The organism is Streptomyces sp. SolWspMP-5a-2, assembly GCF_900091845.1.
Taxonomy (GTDB): domain Bacteria; phylum Actinomycetota; class Actinomycetes; order Streptomycetales; family Streptomycetaceae; genus Streptomyces; species Streptomyces doudnae.
The window spans coordinates 1-23,447 of record NZ_FMCI01000234.1; the positions used below are offsets into that span (position 1 = coordinate 1).

The 23,447-nt window shown below is 70.1% G+C and carries 21 protein-coding genes; 12 read left to right on the forward strand and 9 right to left on the reverse strand.

The annotated features are described in order from the left end of the window. From murJ to trxA, 6 genes are all read left to right on the forward strand, one after another. The coding region (gene murJ, locus GA0115242_RS23095) for a murein biosynthesis integral membrane protein MurJ (RefSeq protein ID WP_176729893.1) at nucleotides 1-1,712 on the forward strand (1,712 nt) is incomplete at its 5' end. 138 nt (nucleotides 1,713-1,850) lie between these two features. Beyond that, nucleotides 1,851-3,572: a protein kinase family protein gene (locus tag GA0115242_RS23100; RefSeq protein WP_093831498.1), complete on the forward strand. Its 1,722-nt coding sequence runs from the start codon at nucleotides 1,851-1,853 to the stop codon at nucleotides 3,570-3,572. Nucleotides 3,573-3,600: 28 nt separating this feature from the next. Next, the gene (gene sigM, locus GA0115242_RS23105) at nucleotides 3,601-4,326 is read left to right on the forward strand and encodes an RNA polymerase sigma factor SigM (protein ID WP_093831500.1); all 726 of its coding nucleotides are present in this window, start codon (nucleotides 3,601-3,603) and stop codon (nucleotides 4,324-4,326) included. Next, nucleotides 4,323-5,240, forward strand: a complete 918-nt coding sequence (locus GA0115242_RS23110) for an anti-sigma factor family protein (protein ID WP_093831502.1) — start codon at nucleotides 4,323-4,325, stop codon at nucleotides 5,238-5,240. Before sigM ends, GA0115242_RS23110 begins: the two co-directional genes overlap by 4 nt. A gap of 148 nt (nucleotides 5,241-5,388) precedes the next feature. After that, nucleotides 5,389-6,357: a thioredoxin-disulfide reductase gene (trxB, locus tag GA0115242_RS23115; protein WP_093831504.1), complete on the forward strand. Its 969-nt coding sequence runs from the start codon at nucleotides 5,389-5,391 to the stop codon at nucleotides 6,355-6,357. Nucleotides 6,358-6,402: 45 nt separating this feature from the next. Continuing rightward, complete coding sequence (gene trxA, locus GA0115242_RS23120; RefSeq protein ID WP_093831506.1) at nucleotides 6,403-6,732, forward strand: thioredoxin; 330 nt, start codon at nucleotides 6,403-6,405, stop codon at nucleotides 6,730-6,732. 141 nt (nucleotides 6,733-6,873) lie between these two features. Here trxA and GA0115242_RS23125 read toward each other — a convergent pair whose 3' ends face one another. From GA0115242_RS23125 to rpmH, 9 genes are all read right to left on the reverse strand, one after another. Beyond that, nucleotides 6,874-7,491, reverse strand: coding sequence for a GNAT family N-acetyltransferase (locus tag GA0115242_RS23125; RefSeq protein WP_093831508.1), 618 nt, complete (start codon nucleotides 7,489-7,491; stop codon nucleotides 6,874-6,876). 325 nt (nucleotides 7,492-7,816) lie between these two features. Next, the gene (locus GA0115242_RS23130) at nucleotides 7,817-8,911 is read right to left on the reverse strand and encodes a ParB/RepB/Spo0J family partition protein (RefSeq protein WP_093831510.1); all 1,095 of its coding nucleotides are present in this window, start codon (nucleotides 8,909-8,911) and stop codon (nucleotides 7,817-7,819) included. Next, nucleotides 8,908-9,981 carry a ParA family protein gene (locus GA0115242_RS23135; RefSeq protein WP_093831548.1) on the reverse strand — a complete coding sequence of 358 codons (1,074 nt, stop codon included), beginning with the start codon at nucleotides 9,979-9,981 and terminating at the stop codon, nucleotides 8,908-8,910. The genes GA0115242_RS23130 and GA0115242_RS23135 overlap by 4 nt, the downstream gene beginning before the upstream one ends. A gap of 276 nt (nucleotides 9,982-10,257) precedes the next feature. Further along, a complete protein-coding gene (rsmG, locus tag GA0115242_RS23140) occupies nucleotides 10,258-10,974 on the reverse strand; it encodes a 16S rRNA (guanine(527)-N(7))-methyltransferase RsmG (protein ID WP_093831512.1) in 717 nt (238 codons plus the stop codon). A 118-nt stretch (nucleotides 10,975-11,092) separates the two neighbouring features. Continuing rightward, complete coding sequence (locus tag GA0115242_RS23145; protein WP_093831514.1) at nucleotides 11,093-11,605, reverse strand: Jag family protein; 513 nt, start codon at nucleotides 11,603-11,605, stop codon at nucleotides 11,093-11,095. A 15-nt stretch (nucleotides 11,606-11,620) separates the two neighbouring features. Further along, nucleotides 11,621-12,919, reverse strand: coding sequence for a membrane protein insertase YidC (gene yidC, locus GA0115242_RS23150; protein ID WP_093831516.1), 1,299 nt, complete (start codon nucleotides 12,917-12,919; stop codon nucleotides 11,621-11,623). Nucleotides 12,920-12,922: 3 nt separating this feature from the next. Then, nucleotides 12,923-13,276 carry a membrane protein insertion efficiency factor YidD gene (yidD, locus tag GA0115242_RS23155; RefSeq protein WP_093831518.1) on the reverse strand — a complete coding sequence of 118 codons (354 nt, stop codon included), beginning with the start codon at nucleotides 13,274-13,276 and terminating at the stop codon, nucleotides 12,923-12,925. Then, entirely contained in the window at nucleotides 13,273-13,644 is a 372-nt protein-coding gene (rnpA, locus tag GA0115242_RS23160) for a ribonuclease P protein component (protein ID WP_093831520.1), read from the reverse strand. Before rnpA ends, yidD begins: the two co-directional genes overlap by 4 nt. A 21-nt stretch (nucleotides 13,645-13,665) precedes the next feature. Further along, complete coding sequence (rpmH, locus tag GA0115242_RS23165) at nucleotides 13,666-13,803, reverse strand: 50S ribosomal protein L34 (protein ID WP_006348049.1); 138 nt, start codon at nucleotides 13,801-13,803, stop codon at nucleotides 13,666-13,668. Nucleotides 13,804-14,177: 374 nt separating this feature from the next. On the opposite strand from rpmH, the gene dnaA reads away from it, so the two are divergent. The 6 genes from dnaA (at nucleotide 14,178) to gyrB (ending at nucleotide 23,426) form a co-directional block, all read left to right on the forward strand. Continuing rightward, a complete protein-coding gene (gene dnaA, locus GA0115242_RS23170; protein ID WP_093831522.1) occupies nucleotides 14,178-16,175 on the forward strand; it encodes a chromosomal replication initiator protein DnaA in 1,998 nt (665 codons plus the stop codon). A gap of 859 nt (nucleotides 16,176-17,034) precedes the next feature. Next, nucleotides 17,035-18,165, forward strand: a complete 1,131-nt coding sequence (gene dnaN, locus GA0115242_RS23180; protein ID WP_093831526.1) for a DNA polymerase III subunit beta — start codon at nucleotides 17,035-17,037, stop codon at nucleotides 18,163-18,165. A 143-nt stretch (nucleotides 18,166-18,308) separates the two neighbouring features. Next, complete coding sequence (gene gnd / locus GA0115242_RS23185) at nucleotides 18,309-19,184, forward strand: phosphogluconate dehydrogenase (NAD(+)-dependent, decarboxylating) (RefSeq protein WP_093831528.1); 876 nt, start codon at nucleotides 18,309-18,311, stop codon at nucleotides 19,182-19,184. A gap of 120 nt (nucleotides 19,185-19,304) precedes the next feature. Further along, nucleotides 19,305-20,426, forward strand: a complete 1,122-nt coding sequence (gene recF, locus GA0115242_RS23190) for a DNA replication/repair protein RecF (protein ID WP_093831530.1) — start codon at nucleotides 19,305-19,307, stop codon at nucleotides 20,424-20,426. Then, nucleotides 20,423-20,965, forward strand: a complete 543-nt coding sequence (locus tag GA0115242_RS23195) for a DUF721 domain-containing protein (protein ID WP_093831532.1) — start codon at nucleotides 20,423-20,425, stop codon at nucleotides 20,963-20,965. The genes recF and GA0115242_RS23195 overlap by 4 nt, the downstream gene beginning before the upstream one ends. A gap of 373 nt (nucleotides 20,966-21,338) precedes the next feature. Next, nucleotides 21,339-23,426, forward strand: a complete 2,088-nt coding sequence (gene gyrB, locus GA0115242_RS23200) for a DNA topoisomerase (ATP-hydrolyzing) subunit B (protein WP_093831534.1) — start codon at nucleotides 21,339-21,341, stop codon at nucleotides 23,424-23,426. Nucleotides 23,427-23,447: the final 21 nt, after the last annotated feature.

Genomic DNA, 23,447 nt, shown 5'->3' on the forward strand with positions numbered 1-23,447 from the left:
AGGCCGCCGGGTACGGCGCGGCGGCACCGGTCGCGGAGGCGCCCGCCCCGGCGGCGGCTCCCGCGGCGCCCGCCAAGAAGGGCGGCAAGGCGGCGGGGCTGCTGAAGTCGAGCGCCGTGATGGCGGCCGGCACGATGGTCTCCCGCCTCACCGGCTTCATCCGCTCCGCGCTGATCGTGTCGGCGCTCGGCATCGGCCTGCTCGGCGACACCTTCCAGGTCGCCTACCAGCTCCCGACGATGATCTACATCCTCACCGTCGGCGGCGGCCTCAACTCCGTGTTCGTGCCGCAGCTCGTGCGCGCCATGAAGGACGACGAGGACGGCGGCGAGGCGTACGCCAACCGGCTGCTGACGCTGGTCATGGTGGCGCTCGGCACCCTGACCGCCGCCGCCATGTTCGCCGCGCCCCTCCTCGTGCGGATGCTCTCGGTGCCGGTCGCCGACGACCCCGCCGCCAACCACGTCGCCGTGACCTTCACCCGCTACTTCCTGCCCTCGATCTTCTTCATGGGCATCCACGTGGTGATGGGCCAGATCCTCAACGCGCGCGGCAAGTTCGGCGCGATGATGTGGACCCCGGTCCTGAACAACATCGTCATCATCGTCACGCTCGGCACGTTCATCTGGGTCTACGGCAGCGCCGGCAGCTCCGGCATGACGGCCGGCAGCATCCCGCCCGAGGGCCAGCGGCTGCTGGGCGTCGGCGTCCTGCTCGGCCTCGTCGTGCAGGCCCTGGCGATGATCCCCTACCTGCGCGAGACCGGGTTCCGGATCCGGCTGCGCTTCGACTGGAAGGGCCACGGCCTCGGCAAAGCCGCGATGCTCGCCAAGTGGACGGTCCTGTTCGTGCTCGCCAACCAGGCGGGCGCCATGGTCGTCACCCAGCTCTCCACCGCCGCGGGCAAGGACTCCCCGGTCGAGGGCACCGGCTTCGCCGCCTACGCCAACGCCCAGCTGATCTGGGGCCTGCCGCAGGCGATCATCACCGTCTCGCTGATGGCCGCCCTGCTGCCGCGCATCTCCCGCTCGGCCGCGGAGGACGACGGCGGCGCGGTCCGCGACGACATCTCGCAGGGCCTGCGCACCACCGCCGTCGCGATCGTGCCCATCGCCTTCGGGTTCGTCTCCCTCGGCATCCCGATGTGCACCCTGATCTTCGGGTCCTCCGGCACCCGTGAGGCCACCAACATGGGCTTCATGCTGATGGCCTTCGCCCTCGGCCTGATCCCGTACTCGGTCCAGTACGTCGTCCTGCGCGCGTTCTACGCCTACGAGGACACCCGGACGCCGTTCTACAACACGGTCATCGTGGCCGCGGTCAACGCCACCGCCTCCGCGGTCTGCTTCTTCGTCCTCCCGGCCCGCTGGGCCGTGGTCGGCATGGCGGCCTCCTACGGGCTCGCCTACGCGATCGGCGTCGGGGTCGCCTGGAACCGGCTGCGCAAGCGGCTGCGGGGCGATCTGGACGGCGCGCGCGTCCTGCGCACCTATGCTCGGCTGTGCATCGCCTCGGTACCGGCGGCACTGCTCAGCGGCGCCGCCTGTTACGGCATCGGTCACACGCTCGGCCAGGGGGTCCTCGGCTCCCTCGCCGCGCTGGTGGCGGGCGGTGCGGTGCTGCTCGTCGTCTTCTACGTCGCGGCCCGCCGGATGCGCATCGAGGAGCTCAACTCCCTCGTGGGCATGGTGCGCGGGCGTCTGGGGCGTTGATATAGGGGTAAGCGCGCAACCATCGTCCCCCGCTGCGTGTCGTGCATTGCGGCGGACTGTGGGCACAATTGGTTTCGGCGTCGGACGGCCCGCACGGATGTCGGTCGGCGCGCGACGAGTGGGGAGGCAGGGACGACGGTGGCGGAACGGAGCACGGCTGCCGTCGACGTGGCAGACACCAGCGGCGACGAGCCGCTGACCGCACAGGCGGACCAGTCCACGGCCGACGGGGTGGCCCAGAACCGGGAGCGGGACACGGAGAGCGACGAGGCACAGGGGAGTGGCGGGACCGGCGGTCCCGGGATGGCCTCGCCCCCCGAGCTGCACAGCGGTCACAAACTCGCCAGGCGGTACCGGCTGGAGGAGTGCGTCACCCGTCTGGACGGGTTCAGCAGCTGGCGTGCGGTGGACGAGAAACTCCGCCGCGCGGTCGGCGTCCACACCCTGCCCGCCGACCACGCGCGGGCCCGTGCCGTCCTGGCCTCGGCCCGGTCGTCGGCGCTGCTCGGCGATCCGCGGTTCGTCCAGGTCCTCGACGCGGTCGAGGAGAACGACCTCGTCTACGTCGTCCACGAGTGGCTGCCCGACGCGATCGAGCTGACCGCGCTGCTGGCGACCGGCCCGCTGGAGCCGCACGACGCCTACCAGATGGTCAGTCAGGTCGCCTCGGCGATGGCCGCCGCGCACCGGGAGGGCCTCGCCCACCTCCGGCTGAACCCCAACGCCGTGCTGCGCACCTCCAGCGGGCAGTGGCGCATCCGCGGCCTCGCGGTCAACGCGGCCCTGCGCGGTGTCTCCTCCGAGACCCCGCAGCGTGCCGACACCGAGGCGATCGGCGCCCTGCTGTACGCGTCGCTCACCCAGCGCTGGCCGTACGAGGAGGACGCCTACGGGCTCACCGGGCTGCCCAAGGACATCGGTCTCATCGCACCCGACCAGGTGCGTGCCGGGGTCCACCGCGGGCTCTCCGAGCTGTCGATGCGGGCGCTCGCCAATGACGGGGCCACCGCGTCCCGGCACGAGGCGGCCTGCACCACGCCGGAGGAGCTGGTGAAGGCGATCGGCGAGATGCCGCGCATCCGCCCGCCGGAGCCGACGTTCGCCGCCCCGCCCGAGTACCAGCGCACGACGTACCAGCAGGGCAGCTACGGCCGTTCCGCCCCGCTCCCGGGGGCGGCCACCCCGGTGCCCACGCTCCCGGCCCCGCTGGAGAGCCGGACCGGCAAGGTGCTGAAGTGGGCCGTGTCGGCCCTCCTCATCGCCGCCCTGGGCCTGGGCAGCTGGCAGCTCGCGGACGCCCTGATGGACAACGGCAACTCGTCCGACGACCAGAACAAGACCCAGACGACGGACGAGGGCGACAAGAACAGCGCCATCCCCAGGCCCACCAAGCCGCTGAAGATCGCGAGCGCGCAGGAGTACGTCGCCAAGGGGGACGCCCAGCACCCGGGCGACGTCGGCAAGACCTACGACGGTGACAGCTCCTCGTACTGGCGCACCTCCAGCTACAAGGACGGCCCGGACATGAACCCGGCGTTCAAGCCGGGTGTCGGCATCGTCTACGACTTCGGTTCGGCCCAGGAGGTCTCGGCCGCCTCGATAGGGCTGCTGTTCGGCGGCGACCACACCACGGTGACGCTCTACGCCACCGACTCCCTGAGTTCGTCGGTCCCGATCACCTCCATGAAGAAGCTGGGCTCGGTGACGACCACGGGCACCACGGCCACCGTGAAGGTCGCCAAGCCGGTCAAGAGCCAGTACGTGCTGGTGTGGTTCACCGCGCTGCCGTACGCGCCGGGCGACGGTTTCAGCGGCAGCGGGTACAAGCAGGCGGTCACGGACCTGAAGTTCACCGGCTGAGCTTCCACGTCCCAGGGGAGGGGGTCCGATGGCGGAGGAGTCCGCGTACGGCGACACCAGCGATCAGGACCTCCTGGCCCGCCATGTGGAGGGCGACCAGGACGCCTTCGGGGAGATAGTGCGGCGCCACCGTGACCGGCTGTGGGCGGTGGCCCTGCGGACCCTCGGCGACCGTGAGGAGGCCGCCGACGCCGTCCAGGACGCGCTGGTCTCCGCCTACCGGGCCGCGCACACCTTCCGCGGCCACTCCGCCGTGACGACCTGGCTGCACCGCATCACGGTCAACGCCTGCCTGGACCGGGTACGCAAGGCCGCCTCCCGGAAGACCTCCCCGGTCGACGACACCGAACGCCTGGAGCACCTGCTGGAGCCGCACGAGTCGGCTTCGGCGCCCGCCGAGCGCAACGATCTGCACCGCCAGCTCCTGGACGCCCTGCGCACCCTCCCGCCGGACCAGCGCGCGGCGTTGGTGCTGGTGGACATGCAGGGCTACCCGGTCGCCGAGGCGGCCCGGATGCTCGACGTGCCGACCGGCACGGTCAAGAGCCGCTGCGCCCGGGGCAGAGCGAGACTGCTGCCGCTCCTCACCCATCTGCGGCCCGGGAACCCCGAGGACGGCGACGAACCCGGCACCGGACGGAACCAGTCGCGGGCGGCATCCGTCCCACCGGCGGCGGGACCACCGGCCACCGGTCCCCGCGACACCGGACCGAACGACGCAGCTGCCGTGAAGGGCGGAGGTGGGCGAGCGTGACATTCACGAAGGACATGACAGGACACCCGGACGTCGACGAGCTCTCCGACCTCACCGAGGGCCTGCTCCCGCCGTCCCGGACGGCTGAGGTACGACGGCACCTGGACGGCTGCGAGCTGTGCGCGGACGTCTGCGCGTCGCTGGAGGAGATCCAGGGGCTGCTGGGCGCGCTCCCCGAGCCGACCCCGATGCCCGACGACGTGGCACGGCGCATCGACGCGGCCCTCGCCGCGGAGGCGCTGCGCGGCAAGGAACCCTCCGCGGGCTCCCCCGAGCCCGCCGTCCCGGACGCGCCCGACCGTGACGACAGCGCGCATGTTTCACGTGAAACATCGACCGCGGAGACGACGGCCTCGACGGCCCGTCCTGCCGGGCGCGCCCGCACGTCCACCACCGGACCGGGCCGCAAGGAGCGCCGGCCGGGCGGTCGACGCCGGGTCGCCGTCCTCGGCACCGTCTTCACGGTCGCCGCGCTGGGCATCGGTTCCGTCCTCCTGGCGGGCCTGCACGACGACGCGTCGCCCCCCTCCCCGCAGGCCCGGGAGACCTCTCACGACACCTTCTCCGCGGGACAGCTGGAGAACCAGGTCTCCGCACTGCTCCGGGAACAGCCCGCCGGCACCTCCTCCGAGGCCCCGCGCAGCATGGGGATCGAGGGAGGCAGCGACCAGCCCAAGGTCCTCAAGGAGCCCACCGTGCCCTCCTGCGTCCGCGAGGGCATCGGCCGCGATGCCCCGGCACTGACGGCCGAGGCAGGCACCTACCAGGGCACCGGAGCGCTCCTCGTGGTCCTGCCGGACGCCTCCGACGGGACGAAGGTGACGGCGTACCTCATGGACACGAGCTGCGTCTCCCACCCCTCGTCCGCCACCAAGGCGAAAGTCCTGCTCACGCGGACCTACACCCACCCCTGAGCTGCGGCTCCGCAACCGCCCCCGGCGGGCCTCCGTGTGCCCGGACACAGTGGGAATGCGCGCCCCTTAGTATCCGTTGGGTGGGATGAGAGTTCCGAGAGGCGCTCCCCCCGGTCCGCGACGCAGTCCAGAGACGAGGAACCCAGCCGTGAGCGACGTCCGTAACGTGATCATCATCGGCTCCGGGCCCGCCGGCTACACGGCGGCGCTCTACACAGCGCGCGCCTCCCTGAAGCCGCTGGTCTTCGAGGGCGCCGTCACCGCAGGCGGTGCGCTGATGAACACCACCGACGTGGAGAACTTCCCCGGCTTCCGCGACGGCATCATGGGCCCCGACCTCATGGACAACATGCGCGGCCAGGCCGAGCGCTTCGGTGCCGAGCTGATCCCCGACGACATCGTCTCCGTCGACCTGACCGGAGAGATCAAGACCGTCACCGACACCGCCGGCACCGTCCACCGGGCCAAGGCCGTCATCGTCACCACCGGCTCCCAGCACCGCAAGCTGGGCCTGCCGAACGAGGACACGCTCTCCGGACGCGGTGTCTCCTGGTGCGCCACCTGTGACGGCTTCTTCTTCAAGGACCAGGACATCGCCGTGATCGGCGGCGGTGACACGGCCATGGAGGAGGCGACCTTCCTCTCCCGGTTCGCCAAGTCCGTGACGATCGTCCACCGCCGGGACACCCTGCGCGCCTCCAAGGCGATGCAGGAGCGCGCCTTCGCCGACCCGAAGATCAAGTTCGTCTGGGACAGCGAGGTCGCCGAGATCGAGGGCGACCCGAAGCTCTCCGGCCTCAAGCTGCGCAACCTCAAGACCGGCGAGCTGTCGGACCTGGCGGTCACCGGCCTCTTCATCGCGATCGGCCACGACCCGCGCACCGAGCTGTTCAAGGGCCAGCTGGACCTGGACGAGGAGGGCTACCTGAAGGTCGCCGCGCCCTCGACGCGCACCAACCTCACGGGTGTCTTCGGCGCCGGTGACGTGGTGGACCACACCTACCGCCAGGCCATCACCGCCGCCGGTACCGGCTGCTCGGCCGCTCTCGACGCGGAGCGCTTCCTCGCCGTCCTCGCGGACGGTGAGAAGGCGGAGCCCGAGAAGACCGCTGTCTGACCCCCGCCCTGCCCCCACCGCACATCCAGTAAAGGAGCCCCCGCCGTGGCCGACCTGAAGAACGTGACCGACGCTTCCTTCGACGAGGACGTCCTCAAGAGCGACAAGCCCGTCCTCGTGGACTTCTGGGCCGCCTGGTGCGGTCCGTGCCGTCAGATCGCCCCGTCCCTCGAGGCGATCGCCAAGGAGCACGGTGACAAGATCGAGATCGTGAAGCTGAACATCGACGAGAACCCGGGTACGGCGGCCAAGTACGGCGTCATGTCCATCCCGACGCTCAACGTCTACCAGGGCGGCGAGGTCGCCAAGACCATCGTCGGCGCGAAGCCGAAGGCCGCGATCCTGCGCGACCTGGAGGACTTCATCTCTGAGTGATGTTTCACGTGAAACATGGAAGGGGCCGACTCCCTCGGGAGTCGGCCCCTTCCGCGTCTCCACGAGGATTCTCTGTCTACGCCTCGCTCGCCCCGCGCCTCACGGGCGTCCCGGTGCGCCCCACAGCGGACGCGGACCGCCTCACAGGGGTCGCAGCACCGGTTCCTTCTGCACGGCTCCCAGAAGCCGGTCCAGCGCCATCTCCACGTCTTCCTTCCAGGAGAGCGTGGTGCGCAGCTCCAGCCGCAGCCGCGGGTGCGTGGGGTGCGGGCGGACCGTCTTGAAGCCGACGGCGAGGAGATGGTCGGCGGGCAGCAGACACGCGGGCTCCGACCAGCGGGCGTCACCGAACGCCTCGATCGCCTTGAAGTTCCGGCGCAGCAGATCCTTCGCCACCGTCTGCACCATCACCCGGCCGAGCCCCTGCCCCTGATACCCCGGCAGGATGAAGCCGGTGATCAACTGCACGGCGTCCGGCGAGACGGGACTGGTGGGAAACGCGGTCGAGCGGGGGACGTAGTCCGGCGGGGCGTAGAGCACGAAGCCCACCGGCACGTCGTCGACATGGACGACCCGGCCGCAGGAACCCCAGTCGAGCAGGACGGCGGAGAGCCAGCCCTCTTTCTCCTCCGCGGACGTGCCCGCCTTTACCGCGGCTTCCCCGCGGACGGGGTCCAACTCCCAGAAGACGCACGACCGGCAGCGCTGGGGGAGGTCCGCGAGGTTGTCCAGCGTGAGTGGTACGAGCCGGCGCCCCATGAAGGCTGTTCCTCGCTTCCCTCGCCCGCTGCGCAGCGGGCGGCTGTCAGAGCGCTCCGTTCCTTGAGCAGACTGCCGACGAATCCGCCGACCGCGCCGAGCCCCAGGACCGCCCCGACCAGTCCGGTGCGGCTCATCGTTCGCATGGCCCCCGCCTCCCTCTCCGAGGTCTGCCAGGTGATGCGCCCTGCCCGAACGCATCGTATCCACGAAGCGATCGCATCGATACGGAATGAAAGCAAAGAGCGGGCCGTGTCCGGCACACACCGGACACGGCCCGCTCTGGCGGCCACCGGGCGCCAAGGCCCGGCCGACCGACTGGCCGCTACTCCTCGCCGTCCTCGTCGTCACCGTCGAGGAGGCTCTTCTGCAGGACCGGTCCCTCACCGGGGGCGAGGGAGCTGAGGATGCGCTCCAGGTCCTCCATGGAGGCGAACTCCACGGTGATCTTGCCCTTCTTCTGCCCGAGGTCGACCTTCACCCGCGTCTCGAAACGGTCCGATAGCCGGGTCGCGAGGTCGGAGAGCGCAGGGGAGACCAGAGAACCGGCGCGGGGTCCCTTGGAGCGCTGGACGGCCTGCGGACGCGACCCCATGAGGGTCACGATCTCCTCGACCGCCCGGACCGAGAGCCCCTCGGCGACGATCCGGTGGGCCAGCCGGTCCTGCTCCTCCGAGTCGTCGACGGACAGCAGCGCCCGCGCGTGCCCGGCGGAGAGCACTCCGGCGGCCACCCGGCGCTGCACGGCGGGAGACAGCTTCAGCAGACGCAGCGTGTTGGAGACCTGGGGCCGCGAACGACCGATGCGGTCGGCGAGCTGATCGTGCGTGCAGCTGAAGTCCTTCAGCAACTGGTCGTAGGCGAAGGCCTCTTCCAGCGGGTTCAGCTGCGCGCGGTGCAGGTTCTCCAGCAGGGCGTCGAGGAGGAGCTTCTCGTCGTCCGTGGCCCGCACGATCGCCGGGATGGCCTCCAGACCGGCCTCACGGCAGGCCCGCCAGCGCCGCTCACCCATGATGAGTTCGTAGCGCCCGGCACCGGCCTGACGCACCACGACGGGCTGGAGGAGACCCACCTCCTTGATGGAGGTGATGAGTTCCTGCAACGCGTCGTCGTCGAAGACCTCACGCGGCTGGCGCGGGTTCGGCGTGATGGAGTCGAGGGGCAGCTCCGCAAAGTGCGCGCCCACGGGGGACGCGGGCAGCTCCGCACCACCGGACTGCTGGTCCTCGGGCTCCTGCTGCGCGGGCGGCAGCATGGTCACCTTCGCCGCGGCCACCCCACGGTCCGCCGTCAGCACCGGGGCCGCCGGGGGCGCGGACGCCGCGCCGCCCATCGACGCCTGGGCCGGTGTCCGCTCGGTCGGGGCAGCGGGAATCAGCGCTCCCAGCCCACGACCCAGACCTCTCCGTCGATCGCTCACTGGATACCCTCCACCATGCTCGGGTCGCTCTGGGCGCCGATGTGGGCGTGCTGCGCGTCGTAACTGACGCCGACACCCCTCAACGCGATTTCTCGTGCCGCCTCAAGATAGGACAGCGCACCGCTCGATCCTGGATCGTAGGTCAGCACCGTCTGTCCGTAGCTCGGCGCCTCGGAGATTCGGACCGAGCGCGGGATGCTCGTCCGCAAGACCTCGGCACCGAAGTGGCTGCGCACCTCGTCCGCGACCTGGGAGGCGAGACGCGTCCGGCCGTCGTACATGGTGAGCAGGATCGTCGAGACGTGCAGGGCGGGGTTGAGGTGCCCCCGCACCAGGTCGACGTTGCGCAGGAGTTGACCCAGGCCCTCCAGCGCGTAGTACTCGCACTGGATGGGGATGAGCACCTCGGCACCGGCGACCATGGCGTTGACCGTCAGGAGACCGAGGGACGGCGGGCAGTCGATGAGGATGTAGTCCAGCGGCTGCTCATAGGCCTGGATGGCCCGCTGAAGACGGCTCTCCCGTGCCACCAGCGACACCAACTCGATCTCCGCACCGGCGAGATCGATGGTGGCGGGGGCGCAGAAGAGACCTTCGACGTCGGGCACCGGCTGGACGACCTCGGACAGCGGTCTGCTGTCGACCAGGACGTCGTAGATGGACGGGACTTCGGCGTGGTGGTCGATGCCCAGCGCGGTGGACGCGTTGCCCTGGGGGTCGAGGTCGACCACCAGCACCCGCCCGCCGTGCAGGGCCAGGGAGGCGGCAAGGTTGACGGTCGTCGTCGTCTTGCCGACACCGCCCTTCTGGTTGGCGACCACCATGACGCGGGTCTGCTCGGGCCGCGGCAGGCCCTCACCGGCACGACCCAGAGCCTCTACGGCCAGTTGGGCAGCACGACCGATCGGTGTGTCGTCCATGGGGGGCGGTGTTTCACGTGAAACATCCTCCCCCATCGACTCGGTACGGGGACCGGGGACCGGATCGGTCATCGGTCCCGCGATGTTGGCGTCGGACCGCAAGGATTCACTCTCCTCGACTTCAGGCTCGCAATGAACAGAGCCTGCCATGCCTTCGGGGTCATGAACCAGTGAGGCCTGGTGTTCTGTGGAGAAATCCACCTCTGTGGACAACTCCACACCCTCTCCGAGTGAACCGAGGGGCTTCCGGTCACGGGGTTCGGCCGCGGCGCGGCCCCGGCTGATGATGCCGTGCAGCAGTGAGCGACGTTTCACGTGAAACACGATGCGCCCCCGCCGAGGCCGAACTGTCGCGACACTCCGTCATGCGTAGGTTTGACAGCTTGTGTGGAGTACGGCCGGTGTCGGCCGGTGAGTGCGATCCGCTCAGCGTCGGCGGCGGGTCCGTCCGGTCCGGGCCGCCTTGGCGCGCTTGGCCGCGAAGCGGACGCCTCCCGGGCTCTCCCCGACCTCGACCCGCACCACCGTCGACAGCGGGTTCACGATGCCCTCGCCGACCTGGAGGACGGACGTCTCCACCGCGCCGAGCTTGCCGAGCGCGGCTCCCGCGGCCTTCAGCTCCTCCTCGGCCGTGTCGCCCTTGAGGGCCAGCATCTCGCCGTAGGGACGCAGCAGCGGGATGCCCCAGGTCGCCAGCCGGTCCAGCGGCGCCACGGCCCGTGCCGTCACCACGTGGACGGGCGGCAGCTGGCCCATGACCTCCTCGGCCCGCCCCCGCACGACCGTGACGTGGTCGAGGCCCAGGAGCTCGACGACCTCGTTGAGGAAGTTCGTCCGGCGCAGCAGCGGCTCCAGGAGCGTGATCTTCAGGTCGTCCCGGACGAGCGCCAGCGGGATGCCCGGCAGTCCGGCGCCGGAGCCGACATCGCACACCGTCACGCCGTCGGGCACGACCTCGGAGAGTACCGCGCAGTTCAACAGGTGCCGCTCCCAGAGCCGGGGCACCTCGCGCGGCCCGATCAGGCCGCGCTGCACACCGGCCTCGGCGAGCAGCTCCGCGTACCGCACCGCGTCCGCGTACCGCTCGCCGAACACCTCCTGCGCCTGCTCGGGCACAGGGGGAAGCTCCGCTGCCTCCGTCACGGGGGACCGTCCTTCCGAACCGCGTGGGCGCACCGGGCGCCGGTATCCGAACTATCAGGCTGACAAAGTTCGGCCCCGCCTGCGCTACAGACGGGGCCGGGGAAAACGTGAGAACCGATCAGGCGGGCAGCACGACGACGAAGCGCTCGGGCTCCTCGCCCTCGGACTCGCTGCGCAGGCCCGCGGCCTTGACCGCGTCGTGCACGACCTTGCGCTCGAACGGAGTCATCGGGTCCATCTTCACAGGCTCGCCGCTGCTCTTGACCTCGGCGGCGGCCTTGGCGCCCAGTTCGGACAGCTCGGCGCGCTTCTTGGCGCGGTAGCCGCCGATGTCGAGCATCAACCGGCTGCGGTCACCGGTCTCCCGGTGCACGGCCAGGCGCGTCAGCTCCTGAAGCGCCTCCAGCACCTCGCCGTCCCGGCCGACCAGCTTGTTCAGATCGCGGCCGCCCGAGTCGCTGATGATCGACACGGCCGCGCGGTCCGCCTCGACGTCCATGTCGATGTCGCCGTCGAGGTCGGCGATGTCCAGCAGACCCTCGAGGTAGTCCGCCGCGATCTCGCCCTCCTGCTCGAGGCGGGTCAGGGTGTCTGCACCCTCGGCAGCGGCGGAGGTGGTGCCTTCCGTCACGGGATGGACTCCTTCTTACTTCTTGGACGGGGACTTGGGGCGCTGCGGGCCCTTGCGCTGACCGGACTGGGCCTTGCTGCGGCCACCGCCGCCCGACTGCGGCTGGGCCTTCTTGGCACCGGCGGCGGGCTTGCTGTCCTGCTCGTCGGGCGCCTTGCTGAGCGAGGTCGGGGAGGAGTCGTCGGCCGCGTGCCCGGTGGCCGTACCGCTCTCACCGGCCGCCCGGGGGCCGCCCTGGCGCTGCGCCTTGCTCTGCCGCTTGGGCTGCTGGCGCTTGGGGGCTCCGGTGCCGGGCGTGCCGTTCTCGTTCTCCAGCACGGCGGTCTCGCCCTTGAGGACGGTGCCGTCGGCCTGCGCCGCGAGGCCGGCCTTGCTGAGCGCGTTGATGAACTTGCGCTCGAACTCGTTGCGGTCGCGGCCCTTGGCGACGATCGCCTTGACGATCGTCTTCTCGCTGCGCCGGCGGGTCTTGCCGTGGTGCGTGACGTGCTTGGTCAGTCGCTCCAGGTAGGCGGCCTGCGCCTTGGAACCGGGGGTCGGGTTGTTGCGGATGACGTACATCTGCTGGCCCATGGTCCACACGTTGGTGGTCAGCCAGTAGACGAGGACACCGACCGGGAAGTTGATGCCGAAGACGGCGAACATGACCGGGAAGACGTACATCAGCATCTTCTGCTGCTGCATGAACGGCGTCTTGACCGTGGTGTCGACGTTCTTCGTCATCAGCTGGCGCTGCGTGTAGAACTGCGACGCCGACATCAGGACGATCATGATCGCGGTGACGACCCGGACGTCCATGAGGGAGGCGCCGAGCGCCTCCACCGTCGAGGAGCTGTCGGTGAACTTCGCCGCGAGCGGGGCGCCGACGATGTGCGCCTTACGGGCGCTGGCGAGAAGCGACTCGTTGATGACGCCGATCGTCGAGCCCGTCGCGATGGCGTTGAGCACGTGGTACAGCGCGAAGAAGAACGGGGACTGCGCCAGGATGGGAAGGCACGAGGAGAGCGGGTTGGTGCCCGTCTCCTTGTAGAGCTTCATCATCTCTTCGGACTGACGCTGCTTGTCCGTCTTGTAGCGCTCCTGGATCTTCTTCATCTCGGGCTGGAGCGTCTGCATCGCCCGGGTCGCCTTGATCTGCTTCACGAAGAGCGGGATCAGGCAGATGCGGATCAGGATCACCAAGGACACGATCGACAGGCCCCAGGCCCACCCGGTGTCCGCGCCGAAGATGGCGCCGTACACCGTGTGGAACTGGACGATGACCCAGGAGACGGGTGTCGTGATGAAGCTGAACAGGCTGGCAATCGTGTCCACTAATCATGCTCCTTGGGCATGGGACGGGCTCTCTGCGGCCGGGCCCGGGGGAGTCTGTCCCCCGGTGGCCGGTTCGGCGGCGGAGGTCCCGCCCCTGCGTTTGCGCCACGCGTCACGCAGCATTTCGTGCCACCGCGGACGCTTGCGCGGCGGGACATGGTCCACACCGCCCAGCGACCACGGATTGCAGCGCAGGATGCGCCAGGCGGTCAGTGCCGTTCCCTTGATGGCACCGTGCCGGTCGATGGCCGTGTAGCCGTAGTGGGAGCACGACGGGTAGTACTTGCAGACCGGTCCGAGCAGCGGACTGATCGTCCACTGGTACAGCTTGATCAGAGCCAGCAGCGGGTACTTCATCGCGCGCCCCCTCCCAGCAGCCGCTCGAGGGCGGCATCCAGGTCTCGGGCCAGCTGTGCATGGTCGGCGTCGCCCGCGGGGGGCAGCGCTCGTACGACTACCAGGCTACCGGGGGGCAGCAGCGGCACCCGTTCCCGCATCAGATGGCGAAGTCTGCGCTTCACCTTGTTGCGGACGACCGCGCCGCCCACGGCCTTGCTGACGACGAAACCCGCACGCGTCGGGGAAGCGCTCTCCCCAGGCGCGTGCGGGTCCGTGGCACCGCTACGAAAGTGGACGACGAGGGACGGGCGACCGGCCCGGCGCCCTCGTCGTACTGCGGTCGCGAAGTCCTCGCGCCGCCTCAGCCGGTTCTCGGTGGGCAGCACGACGGCATGACCTGACCGGGATCAGGCGGAAAGGCTGGCGCGACCCTTGCTGCGGCGGGACGCGAGAATCGCGCGGCCGGCACGGGTACGCATACGCAGCCGGAAGCCGTGGGTCTTGGCGCGACGACGGTTGTTCGGCTGGAAGGTGCGCTTGCTCACTCGGGGGCTCCAGAGATAAATCGGTGGTGGCGGGTGCCGTCCTGGCTGTCACCGTGCGCCCACGAGTAGCTCGCGTCACGCCCGAGTGCACCGCTTCCCGATCACCTTGAGCGATCTGTGCCCATCGGAGGCAGGCGGCAGCAGCCATCGACAACTCGACCTGGTTACGGTACGCGCGGCTACGCCATCCGGTCAAACCAGAGGCGCGGGGGAGACACTGTCCACAGCCTGGGGACAACAACTTGAACCGTACCCGTCGCCCTGACTACCTTGGCGGAACTCCGATTCGTTCCCTTGTCCCCGATGCCACCCGATGTAGATCCCGACCCGTCCCGCAACCACACGTTCGTGGGACCCACGAGAGAGCGTGCCCTGTGGCTGACGTACCTGCCGATCTTGCCGCAGTGTGGCCACGAGTACTGGAGCAGCTCCTCGGGGAGGGGCGCGGTCAGGGCGTCGAGTCCAAGGACGAGCACTGGATCCGGCGCTGCCAGCCGCTCGCGCTGGTCGCGGACACCGCGCTGCTCGCCGTGCCCAACGAGTTCGCGAAGGGCGTGCTCGAGGGCCGGCTGGCCCCCGTCGTCAGCGAGACGCTGAGCCGCGAGTGCGGCCGTCCGATCCGGATCGCGATCACCGTCGACGACTCCGCGGGCGATCCCGCGCCACCGCCGCCCGTCGCGCCGTCCCGCTCCCCGCAGCGCTACGAGGAGCCCGAGCTGCCCGCCTCCCCCTACGAGGGCGGCTACGGACGGCACCGCGCGGACGACCGCTCACCGGGCCGCGGCGACCAGATGTCAGGCGACCAGCTCCCGAGCGCGCGGCCCGCCTACCCGTCCGAGTACCAGCGTCCGGAGCCCGGCGCCTGGCCGCGGCCGCCACAGGACGAGTACGGCTGGCAGCAGCCCCGCCTCGGCTTCCCCGAGCGCGACCCGTACGCCTCGCCGCAGGAGAACTACGGCCAGCAGGACACGTACGGCTCCCCCGGACAGGACGGCTACGGCTCCCCGGGCAAGGACGGTTACGGGTCCCAGGGCGGCGCCGGTCAGGACGCGTACGGGTCGCCGGGCCAGGACGGCTACGGGCCGCGCGACTACCGCACCCAGCCGATGGACCGCTCGCCCTACGACAACCAGCGGCCCGACTACGACCAGGGCCGCCAGGAGTACGACCAGGGGCGCGGCGACTACGAGCGGCAGCGCGACGCGCGCCGCGAGCGGTCCGAGCCGCCGTCGGGTTCCGGACACGTCCACCGCGGCGGTCCGGTGGGCCCGTCCGCGGCCAGCGGCGCGCCCGGTCCGCTCGCCGCGCAGCCCGCGCCGGCCACGGGTCCCGGCGAGCCCACCGCGCGCCTGAACCCGAAGTACCTCTTCGACACGTTCGTCATCGGCGCCTCCAACCGGTTCGCGCACGCGGCGGCGGTCGCGGTCGCCGAGGCGCCGGCGAAGGCCTACAACCCCCTGTTCATCTACGGGGAGTCGGGGCTCGGCAAGACCCACCTGCTGCACGCGATCGGGCACTACGCGCGCAGTCTGTACCCCGGCACGCGCGTGCGGTACGTCAGCTCCGAGGAGTTCACGAACGAGTTCATCAACTCGATCCGCGACGGCAAGGGCGACAGCTTCCGCAAGCGCTACCGGGAGATGGACATCCTGCTCGTCGACGACATCCAGTTCCTCGCGGACAAGGAGTCGACGCAGGAGGAGTTCTTCCACACCTTCAACACGCTCCACAACGCGAACAAGCAGATCGTGCTCTCCAGCGACCGGCCGCCGAAGCAGCTGGTGACGCTGGAGGACCGGTTGCGCAACCGCTTCGAGTGGGGCCTGATCACCGACGTCCAGCCGCCCGAGCTGGAGACCCGGATCGCGATCCTGCGCAAGAAGGCGGTCCAGGAGCAGCTCAACGCCCCGCCGGAGGTGCTGGAGTTCATCGCGTCCAGGATCTCGCGCAACATCCGCGAGCTGGAGGGCGCGCTGATCAGAGTGACGGCGTTCGCCTCGCTCAACCGGCAGCCGGTGGACCTGGGCCTGACGGAGATCGTGCTGAAGGACCTGATCCCGGGCGGCGACGACTCCGCCCCCGAGATCACCTCGACGGCCATCATGAGCGCCACCGCGGACTACTTCGGGCTGACCGTCGAGGACCTGTGCGGCACCTCACGGGGGCGCGCGCTGGTGACCGCCCGGCAGATCGCCATGTACCTGTGCCGGGAGCTGACGGACCTGTCGCTGCCGAAGATCGGCGCCCTCTTCGGCGGGCGCGACCACACCACCGTCATGCACGCGGACCGCAAGATCCGCAATCTGATGGCCGAGCGGCGCTCCATCTACAACCAGGTGACGGAGCTGACGAACCGCATCAAGAACGGCTGAGGACGCCGCGCAGACGTCCCGTCGAGGGCGCCCCCGGAGAGATCCGGCGGGCGCCCTTCTTCGTTCCCGCGTCACCGGCTGTTCGATTACCTGTGGGGTTACGGCCTTCCTCCACAGATTCGGCGACTTTCTCGCGTCCACATCCTGGGGACCGCGAAGTTGTCCAGATCGTGTCCACAGGCTCCGCGAGTGCGGGACCATCGATCCAGGTCAGGTGCCTGTGGATCCGTGGACAAAAGATATCCACAGCCTGTGGACAGAATCTGTGTCCACAGGCTGTGCACGGAGTTTTCCACCGGCGGCCCACAGGTTCGCGCGCGTTGTCCCCAACGATCTCGCGCTTCTCCACATGGCTGTCCACTGTTCGGCAACGCGACGCGGCTGCTCACCGGGTCGAGTGAAAGGCGTCACACGAAGGTGCCGGGTTGGGCTGTGGGAAAGCCGGGTAAACCTGGGGACGCACCTGGGGAGAACTCGCCCCCGCCTGTGCATGGAGTGTGCAGAACTTCCCGTTCTCCACAGAGAGGCCCGGTTTTCCACCGCCTCCGCCCACAGGACCAGTGGACAAAATTTCCGGTCTGACCTGCGAAAACGCGGTTATCCACCGTTTCCACAGCCCCTACTACTACTCCCAACTAGAGAGAGCTGGGAAGACGTTTCGAAGGGGGTCCTGTGCACAACTCGCTCTCCGGTCGCCGACCGCCCCTCGTCACGACTTGACCCCGAGAGGCACCTACTGTCAGTGCCGTGCGTCAGACTGTTCCCCGGTGTCCTTCCCCCACCAGGGGCCGACGACACCGACACAGACGACGAAGCCAGGCAGGCCGAGCAGCGCCGGCAACAGCAGGAGGCGGCAACAGTGAAGATCCGGGTGGAACGCGACGTACTCGCGGAGGCAGTCGCCTGGGCGGCACGCAGCCTCCCGGCCCGTCCGCCGGCGCCGGTCCTCGCGGGCCTGCTGCTGAAGGCGGAGGAGGGCCAGCTGAGCCTCTCCAGCTTCGACTACGAGGTCTCCGCCCGGGTCTCGGTGGAGACCGAGGTCGAGGAGGAGGGCACCGTCCTCGTCTCCGGCCGGCTCCTCGCCGACATCTGCCGCGCCCTGCCCAACCGCCCGGTGGAGATCTCCACCGACGGCGTCCGGGCCACCGTGGTCTGCGGCTCCTCGCGCTTCACCCTCCACACCCTGCCGGTGGAGGAGTACCCGGCCCTGCCGCAGATGCCGAACGCGACCGGCACCGTCCCCGGCGAGGTCTTCGCCTCCGCCGCCGCCCAGGTCGCCATCGCCGCCGGGCGCGACGACACGCTGCCGGTGCTGACCGGTGTCCGCATCGAGATCGAGGGCGACACCGTCACGCTCGCCTCCACCGACCGCTACCGCTTCGCGGTCCGCGAGTTCCTGTGGAAGCCGGAGAACCCGGAGGCGTCCGCGGTCGCCCTGGTGCCCGCCAAGACGCTCCTGGACACCGCCAAGGCGCTCACGAGCGGCGACAGCGTCATCCTGGCGCTCTCCGGCTCGGGCTCGGGCGAGGGCCTCATCGGCTTCGAGGGCGCCGGGCGCCGCACCACCACCCGGCTCCTGGAGGGCGACCTCCCGAAGTACCGCACGCTGTTCCCGACCGAGTTCAACAGCGTCGCCGTGATCGAGACCGCCCCCTTCGTGGAGGCCGTCAAGCGCGTGGCCCTGGTCGCCGAGCGCAACACCCCGGTGCGGCTCAGCTTCGAGCAGGGCGTGCTCATCCTGGAGGCCGGTTCCAGCGACGACGCACAGGCTGTGGAGCGCGTCGACGCCCAGTTGGAGGGCGACGACATCTCGATCGCCTTCAACCCGACGTTCCTGCTGGACGGCCTGAGCGCCATCGACTCCCCGGTCGCCCAGCTCTCGTTCACGACGTCCACCAAGCCCGCGCTGCTCAGCGGCAAGCCGGCGCTGGACGCCGAGGCGGACGAGGCCTACAAGTACCTGATCATGCCGGTGCGGCTGAGCGGCTGATCCCCGCCTCGGCACGAACCCCCAGGTGAGGGCCTACGTTTGAGCGCGTATGCCCACAGGTGTGCGGGAGCGTCCGGGTCTAGGCTCGGACGCGGGTACGCACGTGCCTCACACGCCACACCGCAACCTAAAGGAACCAACTGATGGAGCTCGGTCTCGTCGGCCTCGGCAAGATGGGCGGCAACATGCGCGAGCGGATCCGCCGCGCGGGCCACACCGTCCACGGATTCGACCGCAACCCTGACCTCGCCGACGTCCACAGCCTCGACGAGCTGGTGGGCAGGCTCGAGAGCCCGCGCGTCGTCTGGGTGATGGTCCCGGCCGGCGGTCCGACCCAGTCCACCATCGACGAGCTGGGCGAGCTGCTGGAGCCCGGCGACGTCGTCGTGGACGGCGGCAACTCCCGCTGGACGGACGACGAGAAGCACGCCGAGGAGCTGGCGGCCAAGGGCATCGGCTTCGTCGACTGCGGCGTCTCCGGCGGCGTCTGGGGCCTGGAGAACGGCTACGCGCTCATGTACGGCGGCGACGCGGAGAACGTCGCCAAGGTGCAGCCCGTCTTCGACGCCCTCAAGCCCGAGGGCAAGTACGGCTCGGTGCACGCGGGCAAGGTCGGCGCGGGCCACTTCGCGAAGATGGTCCACAACGGCATCGAGTACGCCATGATGCAGGCCTACGCCGAGGGCTGGGAGCTGCTGGAGAAGGTCGACTCGGTCACCGACGTGCGCGAGGTCTTCCGCTCCTGGCAGGAGGGGACCGTGATCCGCTCCTGGCTGCTCGACCTCGCCGTCAACGCGCTGGACGACGACGAGCACCTCGACCGGCTCAAGGGGTTCGCCCAGGACTCGGGCGAGGGCCGCTGGACCGTCGAGGCCGCCATCGACAACGCCGTGCCGCTGCCCGCGATCACGGCGTCCCTCTTCGCGCGGTTCGCCTCCCGGCAGGACGACTCGCCGCAGATGAAGATGGTCGCCGCGCTGCGCAACCAGTTCGGCGGGCACGCCGTCGAGTCGAAGTAGTCCACACCCTGGGGATGCCGGGCGGCACCCTCGGGGGTGACCCGGTTGTCCACAGGCCGTGGACGGGCCGGGGAAACCGGAAGCGAAGAGCACCACGTTGGGGGAGGTCGGCGAACGACCATGCACGTCACGCATCTTTCGCTGGCCGACTTCCGCTCCTACGCCCGGGTCGAGGTTCCGCTCGACCCGGGCGTCACCGCTTTCGTCGGCCCCAACGGGCAGGGCAAGACCAACCTCGTCGAGGCGGTCGGCTACCTCGCCACCCTCGGCAGCCACCGGGTCGCCTCGGACGCGCCCCTGGTCCGCGTCGGCGCCGACCGCGCGGTGATCCGCGCCCAGGTCCGCCAGGGCGACCGGCAGCAGCTCATCGAGCTGGAACTGAACCCCGGCAAGGCCAACCGCGCCCGCATCAACCGGTCCTCGCAGGTCAGGCCCCGTGACGTGCTGGGCATCGTCCGGACCGTGCTGTTCGCGCCCGAGGACCTCGCGCTGGTCAAGGGCGATCCCGGCGAACGCCGCCGGTTCCTCGACGAGCTGGTCACCGCCCGCTCCCCGCGGATGGCCGGGGTCCGCTCCGACTACGAGCGGGTCCTCAAGCAGCGCAACACCCTCCTGAAGTCGGCCGCGCTCGCCCGCAGGCACGGCGGCCGCACCCTCGACCTGTCCACGCTCGACGTCTGGGACCAGCACCTCGCGCGCGCGGGCGCCGAACTCCTCGCCCGGCGCCTCGACCTGATCGCCGCGCTCCAGCCGCTCGCCGACAAGGCGTACGAGCAACTGGCGCCCTCGGGCGGTCCCGTCGCCCTGGAGTACAAGCCGTCGGCCCCCGGCGACGCGCACACCCGCGAGGACCTGGAGGAGCAGCTTCTCTCGGCGCTCGGGGAGGCGCGCAAGCAGGAGATCGAACGGGGCGTCACCCTGGTCGGCCCGCACCGCGACGACCTGCTGCTCAAACTCGGCGAGCTGCCCGCCAAGGGGTACGCCTCGCACGGTGAGTCCTGGTCCTACGCGCTGGCGCTGCGGCTGGCCTCCTACGACCTGCTGCGCGCCGAGGGCAACGAGCCGGTGCTGGTCCTCGACGACGTCTTCGCCGAACTGGACGCCCGCCGCCGCGAGCGGCTGGCCGAACTGGTCGCGCACGGCGAGCAGGTGCTGGTGACGGCCGCCGTCGGCGACGACGTGCCCGGCGTCCTCGCGGGGACCAGGTACGCGGTGGCGGACGGGACGGTGGAGCGGGTATGAGCGGCGACGAGTCCGCCCCCGGGGCGGCAGGGAAGGGCGCCGAGCCGTCCGGCGTCGACCTCGCGCGCGTGGCGCTGCGCGCGGCGAAGGAGGCGGCCCGCGCGCGCGGTGACGCGGCGCAGCAGCGCAAGCAGGCGCGGCGCGGCGGACTGCGGTCCGGGGCGCGCGCCGACGGCCGCGACCCGATGGCGTTCGGGGCGGCCATCAACCGCCTGATCAACGAGCGCGGCTGGGAGGCGCCCGCGGCGGTCGGCGGGGTGATGGGGCGCTGGCCCCAGATCGTCGGCGAGGACGTGGCCAAGCACTGCGAGCCGGAGAAGTACGACGAGGAGGAGCGCGTGCTGGTCGTGCGCTGCGACTCGACGGCCTGGGCGACGAACCTGCGGCTGCTCGCGCCGACCCTGGTGGCCCGGCTGAACCAGGATCTCGGGCACGGCACGATCACGCTGATCAAGGTGCTCGGACCGCATGGTCCCGCGCGCCGCTACGGTCCGCTGCGGGCCCCCGGAAGCACCGGTCCCGGTGACACCTACGGGTGACGGAGATCACGTCACGGGTGCCCGCGCGTGCGCCGCGCGCCCCTCGTCGTGCGCCCCCGCGCGGTCCCGCGTCCCGACCTGACTCCCAAGTAGCCATGGGTTGACAGCCGGAAGCGCTGAGTGCCGCTGTGAGCCTCTTGGAGCCCCGCTCCCCATATGGGGACCCGGAAGAGACCGGTTGAGGGCGGCACATGAGGACTCAGGTACCCGCAAACCCCCATCACTGTCGGCGCTACCGGTAGACTGGAAGCCAATCCCGCCCCACTCGTGGGGATCGTCCGGGACACGCTGAGCAACGCTGAGCAACGCTGATCAAGGCTTACCAACGCAACATGCCGCAGCCGCTCCGGCAACCCGCCGACGAGCCCGGCTCGTGCTGTGCCAGAAAGGGCGCTTCGTGGCCGATTCCGGCAACCCCAACGAGAACATCCCGTCCACCGACGACGCCGGCGCGAGCGCCGCGGTGACCCCGCCGACCGGTGAGGTCACCGCTTCGTACGACGCCAGCGCCATCACCGTCCTCGAAGGGCTGGACGCGGTCCGCAAGCGACCCGGTATGTACATCGGCTCGACCGGCGAGCGCGGTCTGCACCACCTGGTGTACGAGGTCGTGGACAACTCCGTCGACGAGGCGCTTGCCGGGCACGCGGACACCATCGACGTGACGATCCTGCCCGACGGCGGCGTCCGCGTCGTCGACAACGGCCGCGGCATCCCGGTGGGCATCGTGCCCTCCGAGGGCAAGCCCGCCCTCGAGGTCGTACTGACCGTGCTGCACGCGGGCGGCAAGTTCGGCGGCGGCGGCTACGCGGTCTCCGGCGGCCTGCACGGCGTCGGCGTCTCCGTGGTGAACGCCCTGTCCTCCAAGGTCGCCGTCGAGGTGCGGACCGACGGCCACCGGTGGACGCAGGAGTACAAGCTGGGCGTCCCGACCGCCCCGCTGGCCAAGCACGAGGCGATCGACCGGACCGGCACCTCGGTGACCTTCTGGGCCGACAGCGACATCTTCGAGACCACCGAGTACTCGTTCGAGACCCTGTCGCGCCGCTTCCAGGAGATGGCGTTCCTCAACAAGGGCCTGACGATCAAGCTCACCGACGAGCGCGACTCGGCGAAGGCCACGACGGGCGCGGACGAGGCGGGCACCGACGTCAAGGACGAGGTCAAGACCGTCACGTACCACTACGAGGGCGGCATCGTCGACTTCGTGAAGTACCTCAACTCCCGCAAGGGCGAGACGGTGCACCCGACGGTCATCGACCTGGAGGCCGAGGACAAGGACAAGAGCCTGTCCTTGGAGGTCGCCATGCAGTGGAACAGCGGCTACAGCGAGGGCGTGTACTCGTTCGCCAACATCATCCACACGCACGAGGGCGGCACCCACGAGGAGGGCTTCCGCGCGGCGCTCACCAACCTCATCAACAAGTACGCGCGCGACAAGAAGCTGCTCCGCGAGAAGGACGACAACCTCACGGGTGACGACATCCGCGAGGGTCTGACCGCGATCATCTCGGTGAAGCTGAGCGAGCCCCAGTTCGAGGGCCAGACCAAGACCAAGCTGGGCAACACCGAGGCCAAGACCTTCGTCCAGAAGGCCGTCTACGAGCACCTCAACGACTGGCTCGACCGCAACCCGGTGGAGGCCGCGGACATCGTCCGCAAGGGCATCCAGGCGGCCACCGCGCGCGTGGCGGCCCGCAAGGCGCGCGACCTGACCCGCCGCAAGGGCCTGCTGGAGTCGGCGTCGCTGCCCGGCAAGCTCTCCGACTGCCAGTCGAACGACCCCACCAAGTGCGAGATCTTCATCGTCGAGGGCGACTCCGCCGGCGGTTCGGCCAAGTCCGGCCGCAACCCGCAGTACCAGGCGATCCTCCCGATCCGCGGCAAGATCCTCAACGTCGAGAAGGCGCGGATCGACAAGATCCTCCAGAACCAGGAGATCCAGGCGCTGATCTCCGCCTTCGGCACGGGTGTGCACGAGGACTTCGACATCGAGAAGCTCCGCTATCACAAGATCATCCTGATGGCGGACGCCGACGTCGACGGCCAGCACATCAACACCCTGCTGCTGACCTTCCTGTTCCGCTTCATGCGGCCGCTGGTCGAGGCCGGGCACGTCTTCCTGTCCCGCCCCCCGCTGTACAAGATCAAGTGGGGCCGTGACGACGTCGAGTACGCCTACTCGGACCGCGAGCGCGACGCCCTCATCGAGATGGGCCGCCAGCGCGGCAAGCGCATCCGCGAGGACTCGATCCAGCGCTTCAAGGGCCTCGGCGAGATGAACGCCGAGGAGCTGCGCGTGACGACCATGGACCAGGAGCACCGCGTCCTCGGCCAGGTCACCCTCGACGACGCCGCGCAGGCCGACGACCTGTTCTCGGTCCTCATGGGCGAGGACGTCGAGGCCCGCCGCCAGTTCATCCAGCGCAACGCCAAGGACGTCCGTTTCCTCGACATCTGAGTCGGTCTCAGCTGACCGCAT

Bases quoted from the DNA above. Each gene is read 5' to 3' on its own strand.
- sigM (WP_093831500.1), top strand. From the start codon at position 3,601: ATGGCGGAGGAGTCCGCGTACGGCGACACCAGCGATCAGGACCTCCTG.
- GA0115242_RS23125 (WP_093831508.1), bottom strand. From the start codon at position 7,491: ATGGGGCGCCGGCTCGTACCACTCACGCTGGACAACCTCGCGGACCTC.
- GA0115242_RS23135 (WP_093831548.1), bottom strand. From the start codon at position 9,981: ATGGCAGGCTCTGTTCATTGCGAGCCTGAAGTCGAGGAGAGTGAATCC.
- yidD (WP_093831518.1), bottom strand. From the start codon at position 13,276: ATGAAGTACCCGCTGCTGGCTCTGATCAAGCTGTACCAGTGGACGATC.
- gnd (WP_093831528.1), top strand. From the start codon at position 18,309: ATGGAGCTCGGTCTCGTCGGCCTCGGCAAGATGGGCGGCAACATGCGC.
- recF (WP_093831530.1), top strand. From the start codon at position 19,305: ATGCACGTCACGCATCTTTCGCTGGCCGACTTCCGCTCCTACGCCCGG.
- GA0115242_RS23195 (WP_093831532.1), top strand. From the start codon at position 20,423: ATGAGCGGCGACGAGTCCGCCCCCGGGGCGGCAGGGAAGGGCGCCGAG.